A 19972-nucleotide genomic window follows, 5' to 3' on the forward strand; every position below is an offset into this window, starting at 1 on the left:
GGCCGGGGCGTGCTCCTTCTGTTTCGGCCCGTGGTGGGTCCCCGCTGGGCGCCCCGCCCCCACGCCTCAGGCGCTATCAATGCAGGGATGCACACGGGAGAGCAGGCAATGAGTACGCAGGTGCGCCACGGATGGTGGCGGGATCTATCGATGCCGGCGATCGTCGCCGGCTTCATCACCGTACTGGTGGGCTTCGCCAGTTCGGCGGTGATCGTGTTCCAGGCCGCGCAGGCGGTCGGTGCCGATCAGGCCCATATCGCATCCTGGATGTGGGCGCTGGGACTGGGCATGGGCGTGACCTGCATCGGGCTGTCACTTCGCTATCGGGTACCGGTGGTCACCGCGTGGTCGACGCCCGGCGCCGCGATGCTGGTGGTGGGCGTCGGCGGCGCTTCGCTCTCCGAGGCGACAGGCGCGTTCCTGCTTGCTGCGGCATTGGCAATGCTGGCCGGCTTCTCCGGTATCTTCGCCAGGCTCATGCAACGTGTGCCGATGGCGCTGGCGGCGGGCATGCTGGCCGGTGTGCTGTTGCGCTTCGGCCTGGATGTGTTCGTCGCAATGGACAGCCAGAGGGTACTTGCCCTGGCGATGTTCGCGACCTGGCTGGCTGGCCGGCGCCTGTTCCCGCGTTACGCCGTGATCGCGACCCTGCTGGTTGGCATCGCGGTCGCGGCCAGCCGCGGTCTGCTGCACGCGCAGCAGCTGCAGTTGCAGCTGGCGGTCCCGCAGTGGGTGGCACCTTCCCTGTCGTGGACTGCCGTGGCAGGCATCGCCCTGCCCCTGTTCGTGGTGACCATGGCCTCGCAGAACATTCCCGGCGTCGCCGTGATGCGCGCCTCCGGCTACGACGCCCCGGTATCGCCGCTGATCGGCTGGATCGGCGTGGTCAACACGGTACTGGCCCCCTTCGGTGCCTATGCGCTGAACCTGGCCGCGATCACCGCAGCCATCTGCATGGGCCGCGATGCCCATGAGGATCCTGCCCGGCGCTACACCGCGGCGATGGCGGCAGGTGTGTTCTACATCGTCATCGGCCTGTTCGGCGCCACCGTGGCCGCACTGTTCGCCGCGTTCCCGCGGGAGCTGGTGGCCTGCGTGGCTGGCATCGCACTGTTCGGCACCATCGGCAACAGCCTCGCCAGCGCACTGGCGGTGGAGCGCGACCGCGAGGCGGCACTGGTCACCTTTCTGGTCACTGCGTCGGGGATGTCGCTGGCGGGTATCGGTTCCGCCTTCTGGGGGCTGGTCGCTGGCGCGCTGTGCCTGCTGGTCCTGCGGCCACGTGAGCCCCGCAGCTAGGCGCCGCCGAAGAGGTCCAACGCCTGCAGTGCGACGCTGAACGCGATGCCCAGGCCCAGGGCCAGCCGGCTGACGCCGCTGCGCCGGTCGATATAGGCCTCGACGCGTGCGCCGTCACCCGCGCCGGCGGCTTCGGCGCGGGCGATCACCGCCCTGCAGCGGCGCAGATACAGCGCATTGGCCGCCAGTGACACTGCGATCTTCAAGGCCAACGTCAACCCCCATATCGCCGCGTCGTCCATTCCGGCCAGCACGATGGCGGCCCCCCCCACCATGCTGATCAGGACGTAGGCCACCGCCATGCCGTACATGCGCCGGTACAGCAGCCACTTGAAATCGAACAGGAACGCGGCCCAGTTCCAGGGACGCGGCCAGCCCGGCGGATCCCGACGCAGCCGCCACAACTCAGCATAGACAGCGAAGTTGTCGGCCACCACGCGGGCGAGCCGTGGATGACGGTCATAGACCGCCATTGCGGCGTCCAGGCTCGACGGCGCATCGCCGGCAACCGGTGCAGCGTAGGGATTGCCATCCGTGGCGGGATGTCCACTCACAGTGGCGAGCTGGACAAGGTCTGTACCAGCACGTGGCGACCGGCCGGTGCGATGGTGATCACGTCGGGCCCGGCATTGGCCGCTTCCAGACAGACGTAATCGCGCCAGCCGTCTCCCACGTCGGCCATCTTCGCTGCCGCTTCCGCGCCGGGATTCCAGGCCACCAGCGAGCGGCTGCCTTCGGTACGGATCGTGATGCGACGCTTCAGCACCGGATCGCGCAGGACGTAGTGGCCACCTGCCCCGGTATAGATGCGGTCACTGCGGCCCGGGTCGCGCGGATCGCGCAGGGACCACGGGCCCTGCTGGCGCCGCGCCTGTGCATAGTTCTCGAACTTGTCCAGATACTCCAGCCCGTCCACGCCATCGACTTCGACCTTGCTGGCATCGCCCACGCGGAAGTAGTTGTGCAGCGCCTGGGTGATCGTCACCGGCACGGTGCCAGGATTGTCGGTCACCAGCTGCTGCCGTAGTTCACGGCCGATGCGCACGGTCATGGCCAGGCGCAGAGCGAGGTTGTCCAATGCAGGGGGAGCCAATACGAGTTCGATGCTGCCGTCGTCCAGCCGGCGGGCCTCCTTCAGCTCCCACGGCAGGGTGCGCACGAAACCATGCGCGGGCACATCGTCGCCTTGCCCCTGTCGCCCGAAATACGGCCAGCACACCGGGCTGCCGCCGCGGATGGGGGTCGGCAATGCGGCACGGCGTGGCGAAAGCCACAGCAGATCGGGCTGCCCCTTGGGTACGAAGGAGAGCAGCTGGCCGCCGAACACACTGATGGCTGCGGTGGCCTGGGGGGTTTCCACCAGCCAGGCATCAAGCCCCTGGAACTGGCCACTGCGTACGCCCTGGATCTGTTGCACGTTGGATCGACTCCGTATGGCCGGCGACTGCACGGCACTGTAGTTGCTGGGAAGCGTGAAGCGGGTGGAGGCCACCGCAGGCGGCGCCGCGCTCTGCAGCGCGCGCAGGATGCGTTGGCCGGCTCGTCCATCGGCCGTGCTCCATCCCAGGCGGCGCTGTTCGGCCTGGATCGCCCGGCGGCTGGCTGTGCCGATCATGCCATCAGCGGTACCGATATCATGCCCCCGCGCCAGCAGCAGGGTCTGCAGCTGACGGCGCTCATCACGGCCCAGCCCGGGGTCATCGGTCGGCCAGGCGGTGGCCAGGCCGCTGCCGCCGCGCAGGCGATCAGCCAGCGTCGCGATCGCCAGCGCATAGCTTTCGGCGGCGTTGTAGCTGTAGATCGCATCGTAGTTGCGGAACACCAGCAGGGCCGGCCCCTTGATGCCGGCGGGCAGCAGCAGTGCCGCCCGCGCGTCGGCAGCCAGACCCGCCGGAGCCAGCGCGCTGCCGTCCAGCGCTGTCACGCCCTGCGTACGCCATTCAGCCAGTGACCGGCGTTGGGTACGGCCGGCCAGGCTGGAATTGAAGCCGTCGGCAACACGCACCTCCATGCCCCACGGTTCTCCCGTGCGCCAGCCGGCGCGCTTGAGGTAGTTGGCGGTAGACGCCAGTGCGTCGGGAATGCTGCCGACCAGGTCACGGCGACCGTCGCCATCGCCGTCGACGGCGATGCGTGCGTAGGTGCTGGGCATGAACTGCGTATGGCCGAACGCGCCGGCCCAGGACCCGGTCAGACCTTGAGCCTGCAGATCACCGCGATCGATCAGCGTGAGCAGGGCCAGCAGTTCGCCACGGAAGAACGCCTGCCGCCGGCCGGCGCAGGACAGCGTCGCCAGCGACTGCAGCAGCGGACGCTTGCCGAATACGCGGCCATAGTCGCTCTCCACGCCCCAGACGGCGACGATGGTGACCGGATCGACACCATACTGCGCGGCGATGCGATCAAGCAGGTCGCGGTGCTGCTGCAGCATGGCCCGTCCATCGTCGACGCGCTGGCGGTCCACCAGTGCAGCCAGGTAGTCCCAGATCGGGGTGGAGAATTCGGGCTGCGCATCCAGCAAGCCGAGCACGCTGGGATCAGGACGCAGGTCGGCGGTGATCGCACCGAAGCGGTCTGCGGCAATGCCCTGGGTAGCTGCCGTTGCCTGCAGCTGTGCCAAACACCGGGTGAACGCGGGATCGGGCGGGGTCAGGTCGGGCGCCGTTGACGGCGCGGCCAGTGCCGCGGCCAGGCCGAGTGCGGTCAGGGTGGGCATGGCGTCCTCCGTGTTGCCGGTGCTGACACCATACTAGAGGCTGAGCGACCGGCGATGCTGAAGCGGTTGCCGGCCGTTGGCCTCTCTAGAGCGTACGCAGCAGCCGCAGGCCGTAAGCTGGACTGTCAGCGTCCCAGCGCTGCGCAACCTGCAGGCCGGCCTGCCGCACCAGCGCATCAAAGCCGTCATCGGTGTACTTGTGGCTGTACTCGACGCGGATCGCCTCACCGGCCTCGAAGTGGAAGGTGCGGCCATCGAGGTGGACGTCCTGCGCCCGCTGGCTGACCAGATCGGTCTCGATACGCAGACGTTCGGTGCTGTAACGGGCACGGTGGCGGAAGCCGTCCAGATCGAAGTCGCTGCCCACCTCACGGTTGAGGCGGACGAGCAGGTTGAGGGTGAATGCCGCGGTGATGCCTTCGGCGTCGTTGTAGGCGGCTTCGATCAGCGCGGGGTCCTTGTGCAGGTCGATGCCGATCAGGGCCAGGCCGTGGTCACCCATGGTCTGACGCATGGCCCGCAGCAGGGCGAGGGCGTCCTCGCCGGCAAAGTTGCCGAGCGTGGACCCCGGGAAGAACAGCAGGCGCCGCGCGAGCTCGCGCTCCGGTGCGGGCACGTCCACCGGACGGGTGAAGTCAGCGCAGACCGGCAGCATTTCCACGTCGGGAAGCGCGGGAGCGAGGTGATCGATGCTCGACAGCAGCGCCGCCCGGGAGATCTCGATGGGGGTGTAGGCCACGGGATCCTGTAGCGCGGCCAGCAACAGCGCGGTCTTGCGACCACTGCCGCTGCCCAGCTCGACCACGTGCAGGCGCGGGCCCACCACGCGTGCGATATCCGGCAGTACCCGATTCAACAGGGCCAGCTCGGTGCGCGTGGGGTAGTACTCCGGCGTGTGGGTGATCTGTTCGAACAGGCGTGAACCGCGCGCATCATAGAAGTACTTCGACGGCAGCTGGCGCGCAGTGCGCGACAGTCCGGCCAGTGTGTCGGCGAGGATCTGCTCGCGGCTGGGCGTCAGATCGGTCAGCGCCTGCAGCGCATCCTGTACGGTGCTCACGGCAGATCCCTCGCCAGCCGCAGGCCGGAGAACTGCCAGCGCGCAGGTGGCATGAAGAAGTTGCGGTAGCTGGCGCGCACATGCCCGCGCGGGGTGGCACAGCTGCCGCCGCGCAGGACCCACTGCCCGCACATGAACTTGCCGTTGTACTCACCCAGATTGCCGGCGAACGGACGGAAACCGGGGTACGCGCCATAGGCGCTGCCGGTCCATTCCCAGACGTCGCCGAACAGCTGCCGCAGTCCCCTGCCCTGTGCTGCAGCAGGATGCAGATGATCGTCCTCGGCGAAATGGCCGGCGACCGGCTGCGACGTCGCGGCGGCCTCCCACTCGAATTCGCTGGGCAGGCGCGCACCGGCCCAGCGGGCATACGCATCGGCTTCGTAGTAGCTGAGATGGCACACCGGCGCATGCGCGTCGAGGTCGCGCCAGCCGCCGAGCGTGTATTCGCGCTGGAGGGCGTCATCCCAATAGAGGGGATGCTGCCAGTCCTCGCTTTCGCGCAGAGCCCAGCCCTCGCTGAGCCACCAGCGCGGATCGCGGTAACCGCCGGCTTCGACGAAGTCCCGGTACTCCGCGTTGCAGACCGGTCGATCAGCCAGCATGTGGGCCGGCAACAGCACGCGATGGGGTGGCGATTCGTTGTCGTAGGCGAAGGCGGCGTGTTGTGGCCACGCCGGTGCGCCGACGGTGACGATGCGCTCGGGAGATTCGATCCAGCCCAGCGGACTGGCTACGCTGACGGCGGCGCGCAGGTCCTGGCGGTAGGGCGGATGCAGTGGATTGCACCAGAGCGCGTGCTTGATGTCGGTCAGCAGCAGCTCCTGGTGCTGCTGCTCGTGCTGCAGGCCCAGCTGGAGATGCTGCAGGGCTTCATCGTCAAGATCGCCGTCGCGGAGACGCGTCAGCAGGTGTGCATCGACCTGCTGCCGGTAATCGAGTACCTGCTGCAGCGACGGGCGCGAGAGCAGGCCACGCTGCGGCCTGGCATGCGCCGGTCCAATGCTCTTGTAGTAGCTGTTGAACAGGTAGTCCCACGCGGGGTCACGTGCCGGTGCGCCGGATAGACCGGCCAGCACGAAGCGGTCGAAGAACCACGTGGTGTGCGCCAGATGCCATTTGCTCGGGCTGGCGTCCGCCATGCTCTGCAGCATGGCATCTTCGGCACTGAGCGGTTCGGCCAGCAGCACGCTGCGGGCGCGCGTCTGCGCATAGCGGTGGGCGAGTTCACGCTGCGGAGCAGCGACGGCGACGGTAGCGCTGTCCATGCAGCCAGCATCCAGCGGTGCGGGTGAGCGCAACGTCATGGCGTGACATCGCGCCGTTCACATCGATGCCGTCGCGTAACCGGTTCAGATCGCGTCGAGGTAGTACCAGCGTCCGTCGATGCGCTCGAACCGGCTGCGCTCGTTCATTTTCACCGCACTGCCGCCGCCCACCCGATAGCGGGCGGTGAATCGCACTTCGGCATGGTCGGGCCCATTCACCTGGTGCTCGTGGACGGTCAGGCCAAGCCAGTGCGTCCGCTGGCCGGGCGCCTCGTCCAGTGACAGTTCGGCGGGACGGGTGGCCGGATGCCAGGTGGCCCGCAGGTAGTCGGCCAGACCACGCACGTACGCGCTGTAGCGCGAGCGCATCAGGCGCTCGGCGTCCGGTGCGGGCTCGCCGGCATGGAAGCGGCCGCAGCAGTCGGCGTAGTCCGTGGCGAGGCCACAGGGGCAGGAATCGGCAGGGTTTCGGCTCATGAGGGTATTGTCGCTCGAGTCACGTCGGGCATCCATCGGCGATAGGCGTATGCTGTCGCGCCCCCACATTGAATGATCCCCGTGCTGGAACTGGTTCCCCCCGAGTTGTGGTGGCTGGTGGTGATCGCCTTCATTGCCGGCCTGGTCGATGCTGCCGTGGGTGGAGGGGGACTGGTACAGCTGCCCGGCCTGTTCACCGTGCTGCCCCAGCAGACGCCGGCGATGCTGTTCGGTACCAACAAGTTCAGTTCGATGTTCGGCACGGCGGCGGCGGCGTGGCGCTATGCACGCAACGTGCGGTTCCCCTGGAAGCCGGTACTGTTCGCCGCGGGCACGGCATTCGTGTTCTCGTTCGCCGGGGCCACGGCGGTGAGCCTGCTGCCCAAGGATGCCGTGCGGCCGCTGGTGCTGGTGCTGCTGGTGGCGATGCTGGCCTACACCCTGTGGAAGAAGGATTTCGGCGCGCTGCACCGGCCGCAGGAGATCGGCCGGCGCGAACTGACCATCGCGCTGGTGATCGGCGCTGCGATCGGCTTCTACGATGGATTCTTCGGGCCAGGCACCGGCAGCTTCCTGATCTTCCTGTTCGTGCGCTTCTTCGGCTTGGACTTCCTGCGTGCGTCGGCCGCATCGAAGGTCGTGAACCTGGCGACGAACATGGCGGCGATCTCGTTCTTCGTGCCGACCGGCAACATCCTGTGGTTGTTCGCGCTGCCGATGGCCATAGCCAACATCATCGGTTCGGTGGTCGGCACGCGGCTGGCGCTGAAAGGCGGCACGCCGTTCATCCGCAAACTGTTCGTGGGCCTGGTGGTGGTGCTGATCGCGCGGATGGCGTGGGATACGTTCCGCGGTTCGTGAGGGACGTTATGAAATGGTAGGTGCCAACCTTGGTTGGCACGTTGTTTCAGGTCGCGAAGAGCAGCCGAGCATGGCTCGGCTCTACAGGTGGATTGCCCGAGGCGGTCAGGCTTCGGCTTCCTCCGGTTCATTGGCCTGCTGGCGGCTGCGCTCGGGCAGCTTCAGGCGCCTTCCTTCTTCGTCGTACTCGATCAGCAGCACGCCCGAATCGTGGCGGCCACTGATCTCGACGAAGCAGGCACCACCGATGAAGGGCTCCAGGGTCATCACCGACTTCAGCGGCGTGGCGACCACCATCTGGAAACCGAAGTTGTCGAAGATGTTCATCGCCAGCGCGGTGAACTCGTTGTCGGCCTTGTCGAAGGCCTCGTCGAGCACGACCGCCGCGTAACTGGGCAGCTGGCTGTCAGCGCCGCCGAGCTGGTAACGCAGCGCTGCGGCCAGGCAGGTGGTGGCGAGCTTCTGCCGCTGGCCACCGGACTTGCCGGCGCCGCTGCGGTAGATCTCGACCTGCTGGCGCGTTTCCGCATCGAGTTCGACGCCGATGAACTCCACGTGCATGCGCACGTCCAGGACCAGCTCGCGCCAGCGCTTGTCCTCACCTTCCTGCGAACCCAGGCGGTTGACCAGCTGGCGCAGCACGGTGAACTGTGACTCCGCCAGTTCACGCTGCTCGGTCTGCTGCTGCGACAGCACTTCGCGCAGCTGCAGCTGGAACTCCAGCACTTCCGGCAGCCGGCGGTCGCTCAATTCGATGGTCAGCAGGGTGCCCCGGTTGAACGGCACCTGCTCCAGGCTGGCGTTGACTTCGTCCAGGCGCTGGCCAATCGACTTGCGAGCCTCGGCGCTGTGGCGCTGCAGGGCCAGCAGGTTGTTCTTGCTCTGGTTCTGCAGCAGATCGAAGAAGCGTTCCTCATGCTGCGGCAGGCCATCGCGTTCGAGACGGTCGAGGCGGGCGAGGAAGTCCTCGGCCGACGCCACCGATGCGGTGAAGTCGCCGGATTCTTCCGGCCACTGCTGGATGAAGCGGCGGAAGCAGCCGACCAGCTGGTTTTCGATACGGTTGAGGTCCTGCTGCGAGGACGACAACTGTTCGTTCAGCGCGTTGCTGACCTGGCGCATGTGCGCTTCCAGCGTTTCCAGGCTGAGCGGGCCCTGTTGCTGCAACCGCTCTGCCAGGCCGCTCTCCTGCGCTTCGGCCAGCGTTGGCAGAACCAGCGCGCGGCTCTGCTGGCGCGCGCGGTCGAGGCGGTCACGTTCCCGGACCAGCTGGCCGCGCTCGACGCGGACATCCTCATAGGTGCGGCGGGCCTGCTCGATGTCGGCGCGCACGGCGTCGATCTGCTGTGCCAGCCTGGCCAGGTCGGCATTCCCTTCGCGCAGGTCGCGCAGGCTGGCTTCGATGTCGGTCAGGCGCTGCTGGGGCGCGGCGACGTCGATCTCGTTCCATTGGATACCCGCGAGCTCGTGGCAGGCCAGGCGGCGCTCGTTGTCACGATCGCGCTGGCCACGCAGGCTCGCGATATCGGTCTCGCAGCTGGCGATGCGCTTGGCCAGTTCCTGCGCCTCACGTTCGAACGCACCGACCTTGTCGTGATTGTTGAAACCGAGAATCCAGCGACGGCGGTCGCCCACGGCACTGCGGTCGTCCTTCTCGAAGCGATCGCCCGGATGCTTGACCTGGCCTTCGCGGGTGATGCCGCGGTCGACGTTGCGCAGCTGTCTGGCGTCCACGCACTCGTAGTCGAATCGCTTGCCCAGCTCACGCCGCAGCCAGCTCTCGAACACGTGGTCGCGCAGCTCCAGCTTGTGCAGCAGCGACTTCGCCGATGGTTCGCGGGCGAACGCCTCGTCGTTGCGGCGCACGCGGTAGTAGGTGAAGCGCATGCCGAGGTGGGTGCGGTTCACCCAGTCGGCAACCGCGTTGTAGTGCTTGTCGTCAACCAGCAGCGACAGCGCGAAGCCACCCAGCACGCGTTCGATCGCACCCTGCCAGCCCTGTTCTTCGGAGCGGACCTGGATCAGCTCGCCGACGAACGGCAACGCCACCTCGGAAATGCCGGTCTCTTCCGCCAACCGTGCACGCAGCTTCTGCATCGGCGCCGGAATGTTGGAGGGCGTGCGCTGCATCGCGTCAAGTTCGAGGCGTACTTCAGCGAAGCGACGCTCGTCATCGCGCTTGCCACCGAGGCGCTCGCTGATGGCGTCGTCCAGCGAGGCCGAAGCGCGCTGGCGATCCTGCAGTTCGTTCTGCGCACGCTCGACCAGTTCGGCGAAGCCATGGGCATCGTCGGGCAGTTCGGCCTGCAGTTTCCGTGCGGCTTCCTGCGCCTGGTCGCGCTTGGCCTTGCGGCGATCGCGCTCGGCTTCGGCGCGGCCCTGCTCACGCTCCAGCTCTTCGATGCGCTCGCCGCCCTGCTGACGCCGCTGCAGTTCCAGCTCGGCCAGGCGTTCGCTGTGGTTGTCCAGCGCAGCGCGGCGCTGCGCCTCTTCCCCCAGCAGGCCACGGTCACGCACGTCCATCTCGCGCAGGCGCGCTTCGATCAGCGCCTGACGGCGGCTCTCGCGGAAACTGTCGACGCCCAGCTTGAGCGCCTCGTCGTCACCGCGCTGCCGGTGCATTTCCTTCAGATCGGCGTAATAGGCGCGCGCCGGCAACAGCGTCTCCACCTGGCGACGGGCGGTGACCACCGCCTGATGGGCCCCGTCAAGCTCGGCGAAATCACTCACCAGGCGCTCGGCGGCGTCGAACGTCTTCGGCGTGTCGAGCATGAAGTCGCGCAGGAAGACGTTGAGATCACCCAGGTTCTTCGCTGATTGCGTCTTGTGCAGCAGGCGCAGCGCCATCTCGTTGTCGATGCCGAGCAGGTCGCGGAAGCGCTCGGCATAGCCGGAGAAGGTGTCGAAGTGGTGGACGTCGGCCAGCTTCTGCTTGAGCTTGCGCAGGTCCAGATCGAAACCGCCCAGATCCTTGGCGATATCGAACGGGCGCTCGGCGATCATGTAGTGCTTGCGCACGTCGCCGGCCGAGGTGCCGTTGCCGGAGATCCACAGCAGGCGCACCAGGCTGACCACGCGGCCGTCGCCGGCGCGGTACTCCAGCACCAGTGCGGTCCAGGTCGCACCCTTGCGCAGGTACTGGGTGGCAATCTCGCCGGTGCCACTGTCCTGCTGGTCGGCCCACGCGCCGCGCACGTAGGACACCAGGTTGCGGTCGCGGCCACTGCGCTCGGCCTCGCGTGCGGCCGCGTTGAAGTCGACGATTGCCGGCGGCGTCAGCAGCGCGGACATGGCATCGAGCAGGGTCGACTTGCCCGAGCCGGAACGGCCGACGAACAGGAAGCCACGCTCGGCGATCGGTACTTCGGTCAGGCCGTTGAAGGTGCCCCAGTTGTGCACCTGCAGGCGGCGCATGCGGAACTGCTGCAGGCGCGGGTCCGGCAGGCCTTCATTGAACAGGGCGGGGGTGTGCTTGGAAATGGCCATGCGGTGTTCGGGTCTCTCAGGCTTCGGCGGCCGGGGTTTCGCGCAGCTGGCGGTACACTGCCGAAAGCTGGGACACGTCTTCGGCGGAGAACAGCAGCTTCAGCGCCGGCGAGACTTCGTGGCGGTCGTCCTGGCCGCTCAGACGGGTCAGGATGTGGTTGTCCTTCATCTTCTGCACGGCCGATGCAACGCGGCGATTGAAGCCGGCGCGGTCGGTGGACAGGTTCTTCTCGTAGATGGCCAGTGCTTCGGCCATCTCGGCGTCGGCGACCACCGCGCGGTTGCCGCGCGCGTCGGCCTCAGCCAGCTGCTGGCGCAGGAACAACAACAGCACCGAGTCAATGAAGGTCAGCGGCGAGGTCCGCAGCAGTACCGGTGCATCGACGTCTTCGGTGTCGGCCTGGCGGGTGAATGCCACACCGCTTTCGCGGTCGAGCACCAGTTCCAGGAACAGGTCGGACAGCGCTGAACGGATGCCCGCCTCGCTGCGGACCAGTGCCGGCCACAGCTTGGCGTGGCGCAGCTGGTCGATGCTGGGACCGATCAGCAGCTGGCACAGCGCGCGCCGGGCATCCAGCGGCAGGCGGCCGGTATCACCCAGGTAGTACACGCTGTTGCCGCGCCGTGGCTGCGCTTCGAGCATCGCCGGCTCGGCCTCGTAGGCGTCCTCGGCCTGGTCGGCAGACGGTGCTTCGATGGGGTCTTCATGCCAGCTCATGGCGTCTCTCCTGGGTGAACCAAACCAGCGGGATGCGTGCGCGGCGCAGTTGGCCGTCGCCGCCACGCCATTCGGCGAGCTCCTGTTCGCCAGCGACCACGCTGCCGAAGCGCGTGCCCAGCGACAGGTAGCCGATGACGCTGCCCAGGCCCTGCGGCGCTTCGCGCTGCGACAGCGCCTGGGCGATGCTGAGCCGCGGCTGTGCATCGAGCAGGTCGTGCAGGTCGCGGCGCAGGGTGCGGAAATCGATTTCGGACGAGGCCACCAGATCACCGACGCTCTCCAGGCTGATGCTGGCCGCGTCGTTGTACTCGACATTGCCATCGACCTGGGCGCTGCGGGGGTCGTGCAGCTTCCACTGCGACCACGAGCGCAGCCGGCTGGTCGTCAACTGCAGGTCACGGCCAATCGTGCGCTGGGCCGGGAACTCGTCGCGCAGAGCCAGCGCTTCGGACTGGGCCTGCTTGAGCAGCTGATTGAGGCGACGCTGTTCAAGATAACCGCGGCTCTGCACGAAGCCGCGCAGGCTGCGCGCGAAATTCTGCAGGACATCGTGTACCTGGCCGCCGCGTTCAAGCATGGTGCTGGTGAAGCTGCGCAGGAAGTTGCGCTCGTTGCGATCCAGGCGGCGTGCAAAGCCCCGTGCCAGCACGGCTTCCAGCGCGGCATCAAGCTGCGCACTCTGCTCGGCATCATTGAGCAGGCGCCAGAATGCCTGGAAGCTGCGGCCGGCATCGCTTTCGCCGATCACGTCCACACCCTCGAACAGCTGCGACAGCACATCGCCACGTTCGCCTTCGTCGTCGATGATGCGCTCGCGGAACTCGCGGTTGAGCTGCTCGAAGCCGTCACGCACCCGGCGGAAGTCTTCGGTCAGCTCGTCGGCGAGACCGATGATCTGGCGGGCGCGCTCCAGTGCACGCTTGCCGTCCAGGGCAACCACACGACCGGCGCTGACCCGCGCGATCTCGGCGTCGATGCGGTCGCGCTCGTCGCGCAGCGCAGACAGGCGTGCGTCGGGGTCGGATTCGGTCTGTGCAGCCAGCTGCGAGAGCTGTTCGATGACCAGTGCCAGGCGGCTCTCGGTGGCAGCCACGCGCGCCTGCTCGAGGCTGTCGGCGAAGCGGATCGCCTGCAGGGCCTGGGTCGACAGTTCGTACTGCTCCTGGTCGGCACCCTCGGGCAGCCGCCGCTCCAGCCAGCCCTGGGACAGCCAGTGTGCGATGTAGGCCTGCGCCGTGCGCGGCAGGTCACGGGCCAGTTCGTCCCCATTGAGCTGGTCCAGCGCGCGCTGCAGGCGCTCGTTGAGCACCGAGGACGGCAAGGTGCGTTCGCCGTCCATCAGCAGGCTCTGCAGCAGACCGATGATTTCGGGCGCGTGGTCGGCGGCAAGCAGCTTCCATTGGGGCTGTTCGCGCAGGTGACGGTAGCGGGAGATGCGTTCGCGATGCTTCATGCAGCGAGGGGATCGGGAAAGACAGGCGGCTGCGGGCAGCCACGCACGGCCGTCGCGGGGACAGCCGTGGGCAGGCCGGCCACCATGGGCCGGCGGTGCGGGGAGAAGCGGCTCAGCGCTTGCCGCCCACTTCGATGAAGCGCAGGAACTCGGCGCGGGTACGCGCATCGTCGCGGAAGCTGCCGAGCATCTTGGAGGTGACCATGCTGACCCCACGCTTGTGGATGCCGCGGGTGGTCATGCACTCGTGGGCCCCTTCGACGACCACGCCGACGCCGATCGGCTGCAGCACGTCCTGGATGCACTGGGCGATCTGCGCCGTCATCTTTTCCTGCACCTGGAAACGGCGGGCATAGGCCTCGACGACGCGCGCCAGCTTGCTGATGCCCACCACCTTGCCGGCCGGCAGGTAGCCGACATGCACGCGGCCGATGATCGGCGCCATGTGGTGCTCGCAGTGGCTTTCGTACTCGATGTCACGCAGGACGATCAGTTCGTCGTAACCGGCGACTTCCTCGAAGGTCCGCTCCATGTAGGCGCGCGGGTCATCGCGGTAACCGCTGAACCAGTCGCCGTAGGCTTCGGCGACGCGGCGGGGGGTGTCCAGAAGGCCTTCGCGGGACGGGTCCTCTCCGGCCCAGCGCAGCAGGGTGCGCACGGCATCCTCGGCCTGGTCCTGGGTCACGTCGCCCTGCGGGGCGGCCTTTTCGTTGTTCTTGCTCATTGCGTACAGCGTCCCGAACGGGGGGCGAGCATCGTACCTGACCGGGGGGGGGGTCGTCCCGGGGGGATGGTTCATCGGGGGTTCTTCCGGCGCCTCGTGGCTGCTGAGCGAGAGGGGGAAGGGGCAGGCCGGGCAGGACACGCCGCAAGTACGTCCCTGTAGGCTCGGCCACGGCATCCATGCCGTGGACGGTCCTGCCCGGCCTGCCCCTCCCCTCTCCGACAATGTCCTGCTGGCGCGGTCGGCCCCCGAAAGCGGGGTCAAAAGCGGGGGTTCATGGCTTCGGGAGCGGCGCGCCGCTGCCCTGGTGGGTGCGGACCGTTGGTCCGCACTGCTTCTGCTCTTGCCTTTAAGGAGCCCACCCACCGCGTTCGCGGGATGTGGGGCGGGTGGCGGAGGACCGGGGGTGGGTCGTCCCGTGGGGATGGTTCATCGCGCCCCGGCAGTCGGGGTCGAGGGCCGAGGCTCATGGCTCCGGAACGTGCTGCGGTAGCGCCGGGCCATGCCCGGCGGGCTCTGTGGACGGGCCCCATGCCGCTCGCCGGGCACGGCCCGGCGCTACCGCAATGGGGCGCCCATTCAGCAAACCTATTGATAGGAATGAAATTAGTAGTATCCTATCTATCTATGGACCGCCCCCTCGACGAGCGCACCGTGCTGCAGATGCAGCTCAGCTCCGGCCTGCTGTATGCAGGGCGGCAGTGGCAGCGCCTGGCCGACAGCCGATTGGGCAGCTACGGGATCTCCACCGCCTGCACCATGCCCCTGCTGATGATCGGCCGCTCCGGCGGCGGCATCCGCCAGGTCGCCCTGGCCCAGCAGCTGGGCATGGAGGGCCCCTCGCTGGTACGCCTGCTGGACAAGCTCTGTGCCAGCGACCTGGTCCGCCGTGAAAGTGATGCAAGCGACCGTCGCGCCAACCTGCTGTGGCTGACCGAGGCCGGCCAAGCCCTGGTGCAGGAACTTGAAGATCAGTTGATCGACCTGCGTCAGGACGTGTTCGGCGCGCTTTCCATGGATGAACTGCACGCCGTGCTGAAGGCATGGCGCCTGCTGGCCGAGGCCGCCGACCGCATCACGTGAGACCGATGTCCCCGGATGCTGCCGCTGCCGTTGCCACGCCAGCGGCTGTCACCCGTTGTTGTTGTGCCGTTGTTCCTCCCCTCCCCCATCTGCCCTGCCCTACCGATGCCTGGTGAATTCAGTCTCCACGGAGTGTTCGTCCCGACCCTGCTCGGGTTGATGCTGCTGGCCTATCTGCTCAACAGCGGTCTGCACGCGCTGCTGCAACGCGCCGGTGCCTACCGCCATGTCTGGCACCCGGCGCTGTTCAACTTGGCGCTGTACGGGATCGTGCTGGGCCTGCTTTTCCACCTTCTGCGCTGGATGCAATCGTGAACAAGATCGTGAAGAAGTCCCTGCCGGTGCTGCTCACCGGTGCCGCCGTGATCGTCGCGCTGCTGGTGCTGCGCCAGCTGTGGGTCTATTACATGGACGAGCCCTGGACCCGTGACGCCCATGTCGGCGCGGACGTGGTGCAGATGGCGCCGGATGTGTCCGGCCTGGTGGAGACGGTGAACGTCGCCGACAACCAGGCGGTGAAGAAGGGCGACCTGCTGTTCGTGGTCGACCGTGCGCGCTACCGCATCGCACTGGAGCAGGCACAGGCCAGCCTGGCCGAGCGCCAGGCGTCGGTGGCCCAGCTGAAGCGCGAGATCGGTCGTGATCGCAGCCTGCAGGACCTCGTCGCTGCCGAGGACGCCGAAGTGCGCCGGGCCAAGCTGCAGGCCGCACAGGCCGCGCTGGCCACGGCACAGGCCGCAGTCGATCTGGCCGAACTCAATCTGGGCCGCACCGAAGTGCGCGCACCGGCAGACGGCCGGGTCAACGACCGTACGCTGCGCGTCGGAGACTACGTGGTGGCCGGCAAACCGGTACTGGCGTTGCTGGATACCGGCTCATTCCGCATCGATGGCTATTTCGAGGAGACCCGCCTGCAGGGTGTGGTGCCCGGGCAGCGCGTGGACATCCGCCTGATGGGTGAATCCAGGCCATTGCAGGGACATGTGGAGAGCATCGCCGCCGGCATCGAGGACCGCTACCGCAGCAACGGCAGCAGCCTGTTGCCGAACGTCACACCCGCATTCGACTGGGTGCGGCTGGCGCAGCGCATTCCCGTGCGGATTGCCATCGATGATCTTCCCGCGGGTGTTGAGTTGATCGCCGGCCGCACCGCCACCGTGACGGTGGATACCGGCCGCCGCGCGGATGACAGCAAGGCCGGCCCCACGCCGACGCGGGGCCGCCTGTGAATACCGCACTGTCCCGCCTCGGCCTGATCGTCGCACTGGCCAGCCTGGCCGCGTGCAGGACCGTTGGTCCCGACTATGCACTACCGGAAGGCTCGGCATTCAAGCGCCCGGAGGCGAATGCGGCGTTCATCGATACGCAGAACCCGCAGATCGCCGCCAGCCAGCCGCTGCCGGCGCGCTGGTGGTCGCTGTACGACGATCCGGTGCTGGACGGCCTGATCAGCCAGGCGCTGCGCGACAACGTTGAGTTGAAAGCCGCTGATGCCCACCTGCGCCGCGCGGCGGCCGTGTACGAACAGGCACTGGACGCCGGTGGCTTAGAGTACGAGGCCGAGGCCGGCGTCAGCCGCGCGCAGTTGTCGGCCGAATCGTTCCTGCAGGAACACGAACTGCCGGTGATCAACCTGGCCGATGGCAAGTTCGCGGTCAGCTATCAGTTCGATCTGTTCGGCAAGCTCAAGCGCGGTGCGGAAGCGGCGCGGGCCGACGAGCAGGCAGTCGCTGCGGCGCGCGACCTGGCCCAGGTCAGCGTGGTCGCACAGGTGGCCGACAGCTATCTGGAGATCTGCCACGCCAATCACGAACTGCATGTGGCCGAGCATTCGCTGCAGCTGCAGCAGCGCGGCCGCTCGGTGACCGAGCGGTTGATCGCGGCCGGCCGCGGCACGCCGCCGGAACTGGCCCGTGCCAATGCCCAGGTCGCCCTGCTGGAGGCCGCGTTGCCGCCGTTGCGCGCGCAGCGCTCGGCGGCGGCGTACTCCCTGGCCGCCCTGCTCGGCCAGACCCCCGGCCAGTTGCCGACCGGGGTGATCGACTGCGCACAGGCACCGTCGCTGACGCAACCGCTGCCGGTCGGAGATGGCCGTGCGCTGCTGCAGCGTCGTCCGGATGTGCGCCAGGCCGAACGCAGGCTGGCCGCGGCCACCGCGCGCATTGGCGTGGCTACTGCCGAACTCTATCCGGACATCCGTCTGGGGGCTTCGATCGGCGCCGCCGGCCTGCTGGAAGATTTCGGCCAGCCCATGACCCAGCAGTGGTCGATCGGGCCGCTGATCTCGTGGACGCTGCCGTCATCGGGCAGCCATGCACGCATCCACGCTGCCGAAGCGGGCGCCGATGCAGCGCTGGCCGAGTTCGACCACACCGTGCTGCAGGCACTGCGTGAGACGCAGACCGCTCTGGACCGCTACGCACAGGACCTGCGCCGCCTGCAGTCGCTGCGCATCGCCCAGGAACAGGCCGCGCTGGCAGCCGAGCAGAACCGCCGGCTTTACCAGGGTGGGCGGACACCGTACCTTGCCAGCCTGGACGCCGACCGCAGCCTGGCCACCAGCGATGCCACACTGGCCGCGGCCGAAGCACAGGTCTCGCGCGATCAGATCCACCTGTTCCTGGTGCTCGGCGGTGGCTGGCAGGCGACGGCCGCTCCACGGGCCACGGCGAACTAAGTGATGAACGCCGTGACCGATCGCCAGGCGTGGCTGTTCTCGATCAAGACCTACCTGGCCGCGATCGCCGCCCTGTACATCGCCATGGCCGGCAACCTGTCGCGCCCGTACTGGGCGATGGGTACGGTCTACATCGTCAGCCAGCCGCTGCTGGGACCAACCCGCGCCAAGGGCGTATACCGCATCGTCGGCACCCTGGTGGCCGGCCTGGCCACACTGCTGGTCCTGCCCGCGCTGGTGGAAACCCCACTGCTGCTGAGCGCGGCGATGTCGTTCTGGCTGGCCGGCTGCCTGTTCCTGGCCCTGCTCAACCGCGGCCCGCGCGGCTATGCCTTCCTGCTCGCCGGCTATACGACCGCCTTCATCGGCTTCCCCGCGGTGACCTCGCCGGAGACGATCTTCGACACGGTCGTGGCACGCAGCGAGGAGATCATCCTCGGCACGGTGGTGGCGGTGCTGTTCGCCTCGCTGCTGTTCCCGGCTTCGGTGCGGCCGATGCTGCGCGCACGCATCGGCACCTGGATGGAGGATGCGGCGCAGTGGTGCCGGCAGATCCTGGAGCGAGGCCGCGCGCATGCACCGCGCAACCGCCTGGCCGCCGATCTGGTGCAGTTCGAGGCATTGATCGAGTTCCTGCGCCGCGATGATCCGCGCCACACCGGCGCGGCGGTCTCCATGGAGCGGCTGCGCGAGCGCATGCTGTTGCTGTTGCCGGTGCTTTCCTCCATTGCCGATCGCCTGAGTGCGCTGCGAAGCAATGGCCAGTCGCTGCCCGATGGGCTGCCGGCAGTGATCGACGACATTCACGAATGGCTGCAGCAACCGGCCAGTGCCAGTGATTACGCCCGCCTGCGTGCGCGCATCAGCGCAGTGAAGCCGCAGGTGGACCGCGACCTGCAGCACCTGCAGCTGGCCAGCCTGCTGCTGCGGCTGGAAGAGCTGGTGGACCTGTGGCAGGACTGCCGCACGCTGCAGCAGGCGATCGACCACGGCAACGCGCCGCTGGACCGCGCGCACTATCGCATCCGCACCGACCGGGTCGCGGCCGACAGGCACGTCGACTACGGCATGGCGCTGTTCTCGGCGCTCAGCGCCGGCGTGGCGCTGATGGGCTATTGCGTGCTGTGGATCGCGCTGGGCTGGGAAGGCGGTGGCAACGGCGCGATGATGGCTGCGGTGACGGCGGCCTTCTTCGCGGCACAGGATGATCCGGCACCGAGCATGGTCTCGTTCCTGGTGTGGGCGATGGTGGCTTCGCTGGTCGCAGGCGTGTACCTGTTCGGTGTATTCCCCGCCGTTCACGACTTCGGACTGCTGGCACTGGTGCTGGCGGTGGCGTTCCTGCCGCTGGGCCTGCTGCTGCACCACCCCAAGAGTGCGTTGTTTGCGCTGCCGCTGACGGTCAATCTGGCCGCGCTGCTCAGCCTGCAGAACACCTACAGCGCCAACATCCAGACGTTCGTGAACTCGTCAGTGGCGATGTTCATCGGCATCGGCTTTGCGGTGGTGATGACCCGCCTGTTCCGCTCGGTAGGTGCCGAATGGACCGCGCGGCGGCTGGTCCGGCAAGGCTGGACCACCCTGGCGGAAGCGGCCGAAGGCCGCGGACAGCAGGACAGGCAGCGCTTCGCCGCGCGCATGCTCGACCTGCTCGGGCTGCTGGCCCCCCGGCTGGCGGCGACGCCGGAAGGCAGCGACATCGCGTCGGTGGACATGCTCAATGAAGCCCGCATCGGCCTGAACATCCTGCAGCTGCGGCGTGCCCGGCTGGAACTGCCCGACCGCAGCCGCGAGGCCGTTGAGCAGATCCTGCAGGAGATTGCCGCGCACTATCGGCGCCAGGTCGCGGCACGCCGGCCGATCACCGCCGATCAGACGCTGCGCGAGCGGTTGGATGCCTCGCTGGGGCGGGTCGGCAGCGTGGCGGCCTGCAAGGCACGCGACGAGGCGTTGATGGGCCTGGTGGGCCTGCGCTTCGCCCTGTTCCCGGAGGCGAAAGCGTTGGCGCCGGGGCTGGCGGATGCTGAATCGCCGTCCATGTGATGCGATCCGCCGGGCAAAGCCCCGCGCTACCAAAGCAACCCCCAAGACCCCCGCGCATCCCCGCCGCCAGTCGCCCCCACCACACCACCGTTAAAAGACGTAAC

At 67.9% G+C, this 19972-nt stretch carries 16 protein-coding genes; 7 read left to right on the forward strand and 9 right to left on the reverse strand.

Annotated features, from left to right (window positions below):
* Window positions 1–108: 108 nt before the first annotated feature.
* Window positions 109–1299, forward strand: coding sequence for a benzoate/H(+) symporter BenE family transporter (locus tag ABE543_RS18090; RefSeq protein WP_065182158.1), 1191 nt, complete (start codon window positions 109–111; stop codon window positions 1297–1299).
* Here ABE543_RS18090 and ABE543_RS18095 read toward each other — a convergent pair.
* From ABE543_RS18095 to ABE543_RS18115, 5 genes are all read right to left on the reverse strand, one after another.
* Window positions 1296–1853: a DUF2628 domain-containing protein gene (locus tag ABE543_RS18095; RefSeq protein WP_065176257.1), complete on the reverse strand. Its 558-nt coding sequence runs from the start codon at window positions 1851–1853 to the stop codon at window positions 1296–1298. The genes ABE543_RS18090 and ABE543_RS18095 overlap by 4 nt on opposite strands.
* Window positions 1850–4015 (reverse strand): lytic murein transglycosylase, encoded by a 2166-nt coding sequence (locus ABE543_RS18100; protein ID WP_346475985.1) that lies wholly within the window; start codon window positions 4013–4015, stop codon window positions 1850–1852. The genes ABE543_RS18095 and ABE543_RS18100 overlap by 4 nt, the downstream gene beginning before the upstream one ends.
* A gap of 85 nt (window positions 4016–4100) precedes the next feature.
* Complete coding sequence (gene egtD, locus ABE543_RS18105; protein WP_197601401.1) at window positions 4101–5075, reverse strand: L-histidine N(alpha)-methyltransferase; 975 nt, start codon at window positions 5073–5075, stop codon at window positions 4101–4103.
* Entirely contained in the window at window positions 5072–6343 is a 1272-nt protein-coding gene (gene egtB / locus ABE543_RS18110) for an ergothioneine biosynthesis protein EgtB (RefSeq protein WP_111186867.1), read from the reverse strand. Before egtB ends, egtD begins: the two co-directional genes overlap by 4 nt.
* 84 nt (window positions 6344–6427) lie before the next feature.
* Complete coding sequence (locus ABE543_RS18115) at window positions 6428–6820, reverse strand: YchJ family metal-binding protein (RefSeq protein WP_180876259.1); 393 nt, start codon at window positions 6818–6820, stop codon at window positions 6428–6430.
* Window positions 6821–6901: 81 nt separating this feature from the next.
* On the opposite strand from ABE543_RS18115, the gene ABE543_RS18120 reads away from it, so the two are divergent.
* Entirely contained in the window at window positions 6902–7681 is a 780-nt protein-coding gene (locus ABE543_RS18120) for a TSUP family transporter (RefSeq protein ID WP_111186866.1), read from the forward strand.
* 105 nt (window positions 7682–7786) lie between these two features.
* Here ABE543_RS18120 and ABE543_RS18125 read toward each other — a convergent pair whose 3' ends face one another.
* The 4 genes from ABE543_RS18125 to folE form a co-directional block, all read right to left on the reverse strand.
* Window positions 7787–11167: an SbcC/MukB-like Walker B domain-containing protein gene (locus tag ABE543_RS18125; protein WP_065176260.1), complete on the reverse strand. Its 3381-nt coding sequence runs from the start codon at window positions 11165–11167 to the stop codon at window positions 7787–7789.
* Window positions 11168–11183: 16 nt separating this feature from the next.
* Complete coding sequence (locus ABE543_RS18130; RefSeq protein ID WP_053520047.1) at window positions 11184–11885, reverse strand: DUF4194 domain-containing protein; 702 nt, start codon at window positions 11883–11885, stop codon at window positions 11184–11186.
* Window positions 11872–13341 (reverse strand): DUF3375 domain-containing protein, encoded by a 1470-nt coding sequence (locus tag ABE543_RS18135; protein ID WP_053520046.1) that lies wholly within the window; start codon window positions 13339–13341, stop codon window positions 11872–11874. Before ABE543_RS18135 ends, ABE543_RS18130 begins: the two co-directional genes overlap by 14 nt.
* A 112-nt stretch (window positions 13342–13453) precedes the next feature.
* On the reverse strand, window positions 13454–14065 hold the full coding sequence (gene folE, locus ABE543_RS18140; RefSeq protein WP_004141296.1) for a GTP cyclohydrolase I FolE: 612 nt from the start codon (window positions 14063–14065) through the stop codon (window positions 13454–13456).
* A 627-nt stretch (window positions 14066–14692) separates the two neighbouring features.
* Between folE and ABE543_RS18145 the strand changes: the two genes are divergently transcribed.
* The 5 genes from ABE543_RS18145 (at window position 14693) to ABE543_RS18165 (ending at window position 19868) form a co-directional block, all read left to right on the forward strand.
* Entirely contained in the window at window positions 14693–15148 is a 456-nt protein-coding gene (locus ABE543_RS18145; RefSeq protein ID WP_065174050.1) for a MarR family transcriptional regulator, read from the forward strand.
* 105 nt (window positions 15149–15253) lie between these two features.
* Window positions 15254–15463, forward strand: coding sequence for a DUF1656 domain-containing protein (locus tag ABE543_RS18150; RefSeq protein ID WP_053517257.1), 210 nt, complete (start codon window positions 15254–15256; stop codon window positions 15461–15463).
* Window positions 15460–16377 carry an HlyD family secretion protein gene (locus ABE543_RS18155; protein ID WP_053517256.1) on the forward strand — a complete coding sequence of 306 codons (918 nt, stop codon included), beginning with the start codon at window positions 15460–15462 and terminating at the stop codon, window positions 16375–16377. The genes ABE543_RS18150 and ABE543_RS18155 overlap by 4 nt, the downstream gene beginning before the upstream one ends.
* The gene (locus tag ABE543_RS18160; RefSeq protein WP_346475986.1) at window positions 16374–17825 is read left to right on the forward strand and encodes an efflux transporter outer membrane subunit; all 1452 of its coding nucleotides are present in this window, start codon (window positions 16374–16376) and stop codon (window positions 17823–17825) included. The genes ABE543_RS18155 and ABE543_RS18160 overlap by 4 nt, the downstream gene beginning before the upstream one ends.
* A 3-nt stretch (window positions 17826–17828) precedes the next feature.
* Window positions 17829–19868: an FUSC family protein gene (locus tag ABE543_RS18165; RefSeq protein ID WP_253118421.1), complete on the forward strand. Its 2040-nt coding sequence runs from the start codon at window positions 17829–17831 to the stop codon at window positions 19866–19868.
* The last annotated feature ends 104 nt before the right edge of the window (window positions 19869–19972 follow it).

This window comes from Stenotrophomonas sp. TWI169, assembly GCF_039674705.1.
GTDB classification, from domain to species: Bacteria; Pseudomonadota; Gammaproteobacteria; order Xanthomonadales; family Xanthomonadaceae; genus Stenotrophomonas; species Stenotrophomonas maltophilia_P.

What these genes read in the sequence shown, in the direction of transcription:
- ABE543_RS18090 (WP_065182158.1), top strand. Translation starts at nt 109, where the DNA reads ATGAGTACGCAGGTGCGCCACGGATGGTGGCGGGATCTATCGATGCCG.
- ABE543_RS18100 (WP_346475985.1), bottom strand. Translation starts at nt 4,015, where the DNA reads ATGCCCACCCTGACCGCACTCGGCCTGGCCGCGGCACTGGCCGCGCCG.
- egtB (WP_111186867.1), bottom strand. Translation starts at nt 6,343, where the DNA reads ATGGACAGCGCTACCGTCGCCGTCGCTGCTCCGCAGCGTGAACTCGCC.
- ABE543_RS18115 (WP_180876259.1), bottom strand. Translation starts at nt 6,820, where the DNA reads ATGAGCCGAAACCCTGCCGATTCCTGCCCCTGTGGCCTCGCCACGGAC.
- ABE543_RS18125 (WP_065176260.1), bottom strand. Translation starts at nt 11,167, where the DNA reads ATGGCCATTTCCAAGCACACCCCCGCCCTGTTCAATGAAGGCCTGCCG.
- ABE543_RS18130 (WP_053520047.1), bottom strand. Translation starts at nt 11,885, where the DNA reads ATGAGCTGGCATGAAGACCCCATCGAAGCACCGTCTGCCGACCAGGCC.
- ABE543_RS18135 (WP_053520046.1), bottom strand. Translation starts at nt 13,341, where the DNA reads ATGAAGCATCGCGAACGCATCTCCCGCTACCGTCACCTGCGCGAACAG.
- folE (WP_004141296.1), bottom strand. Translation starts at nt 14,065, where the DNA reads ATGAGCAAGAACAACGAAAAGGCCGCCCCGCAGGGCGACGTGACCCAG.
- ABE543_RS18145 (WP_065174050.1), top strand. Translation starts at nt 14,693, where the DNA reads ATGGACCGCCCCCTCGACGAGCGCACCGTGCTGCAGATGCAGCTCAGC.
- ABE543_RS18150 (WP_053517257.1), top strand. Translation starts at nt 15,254, where the DNA reads ATGCCTGGTGAATTCAGTCTCCACGGAGTGTTCGTCCCGACCCTGCTC.
- ABE543_RS18165 (WP_253118421.1), top strand. Translation starts at nt 17,829, where the DNA reads ATGAACGCCGTGACCGATCGCCAGGCGTGGCTGTTCTCGATCAAGACC.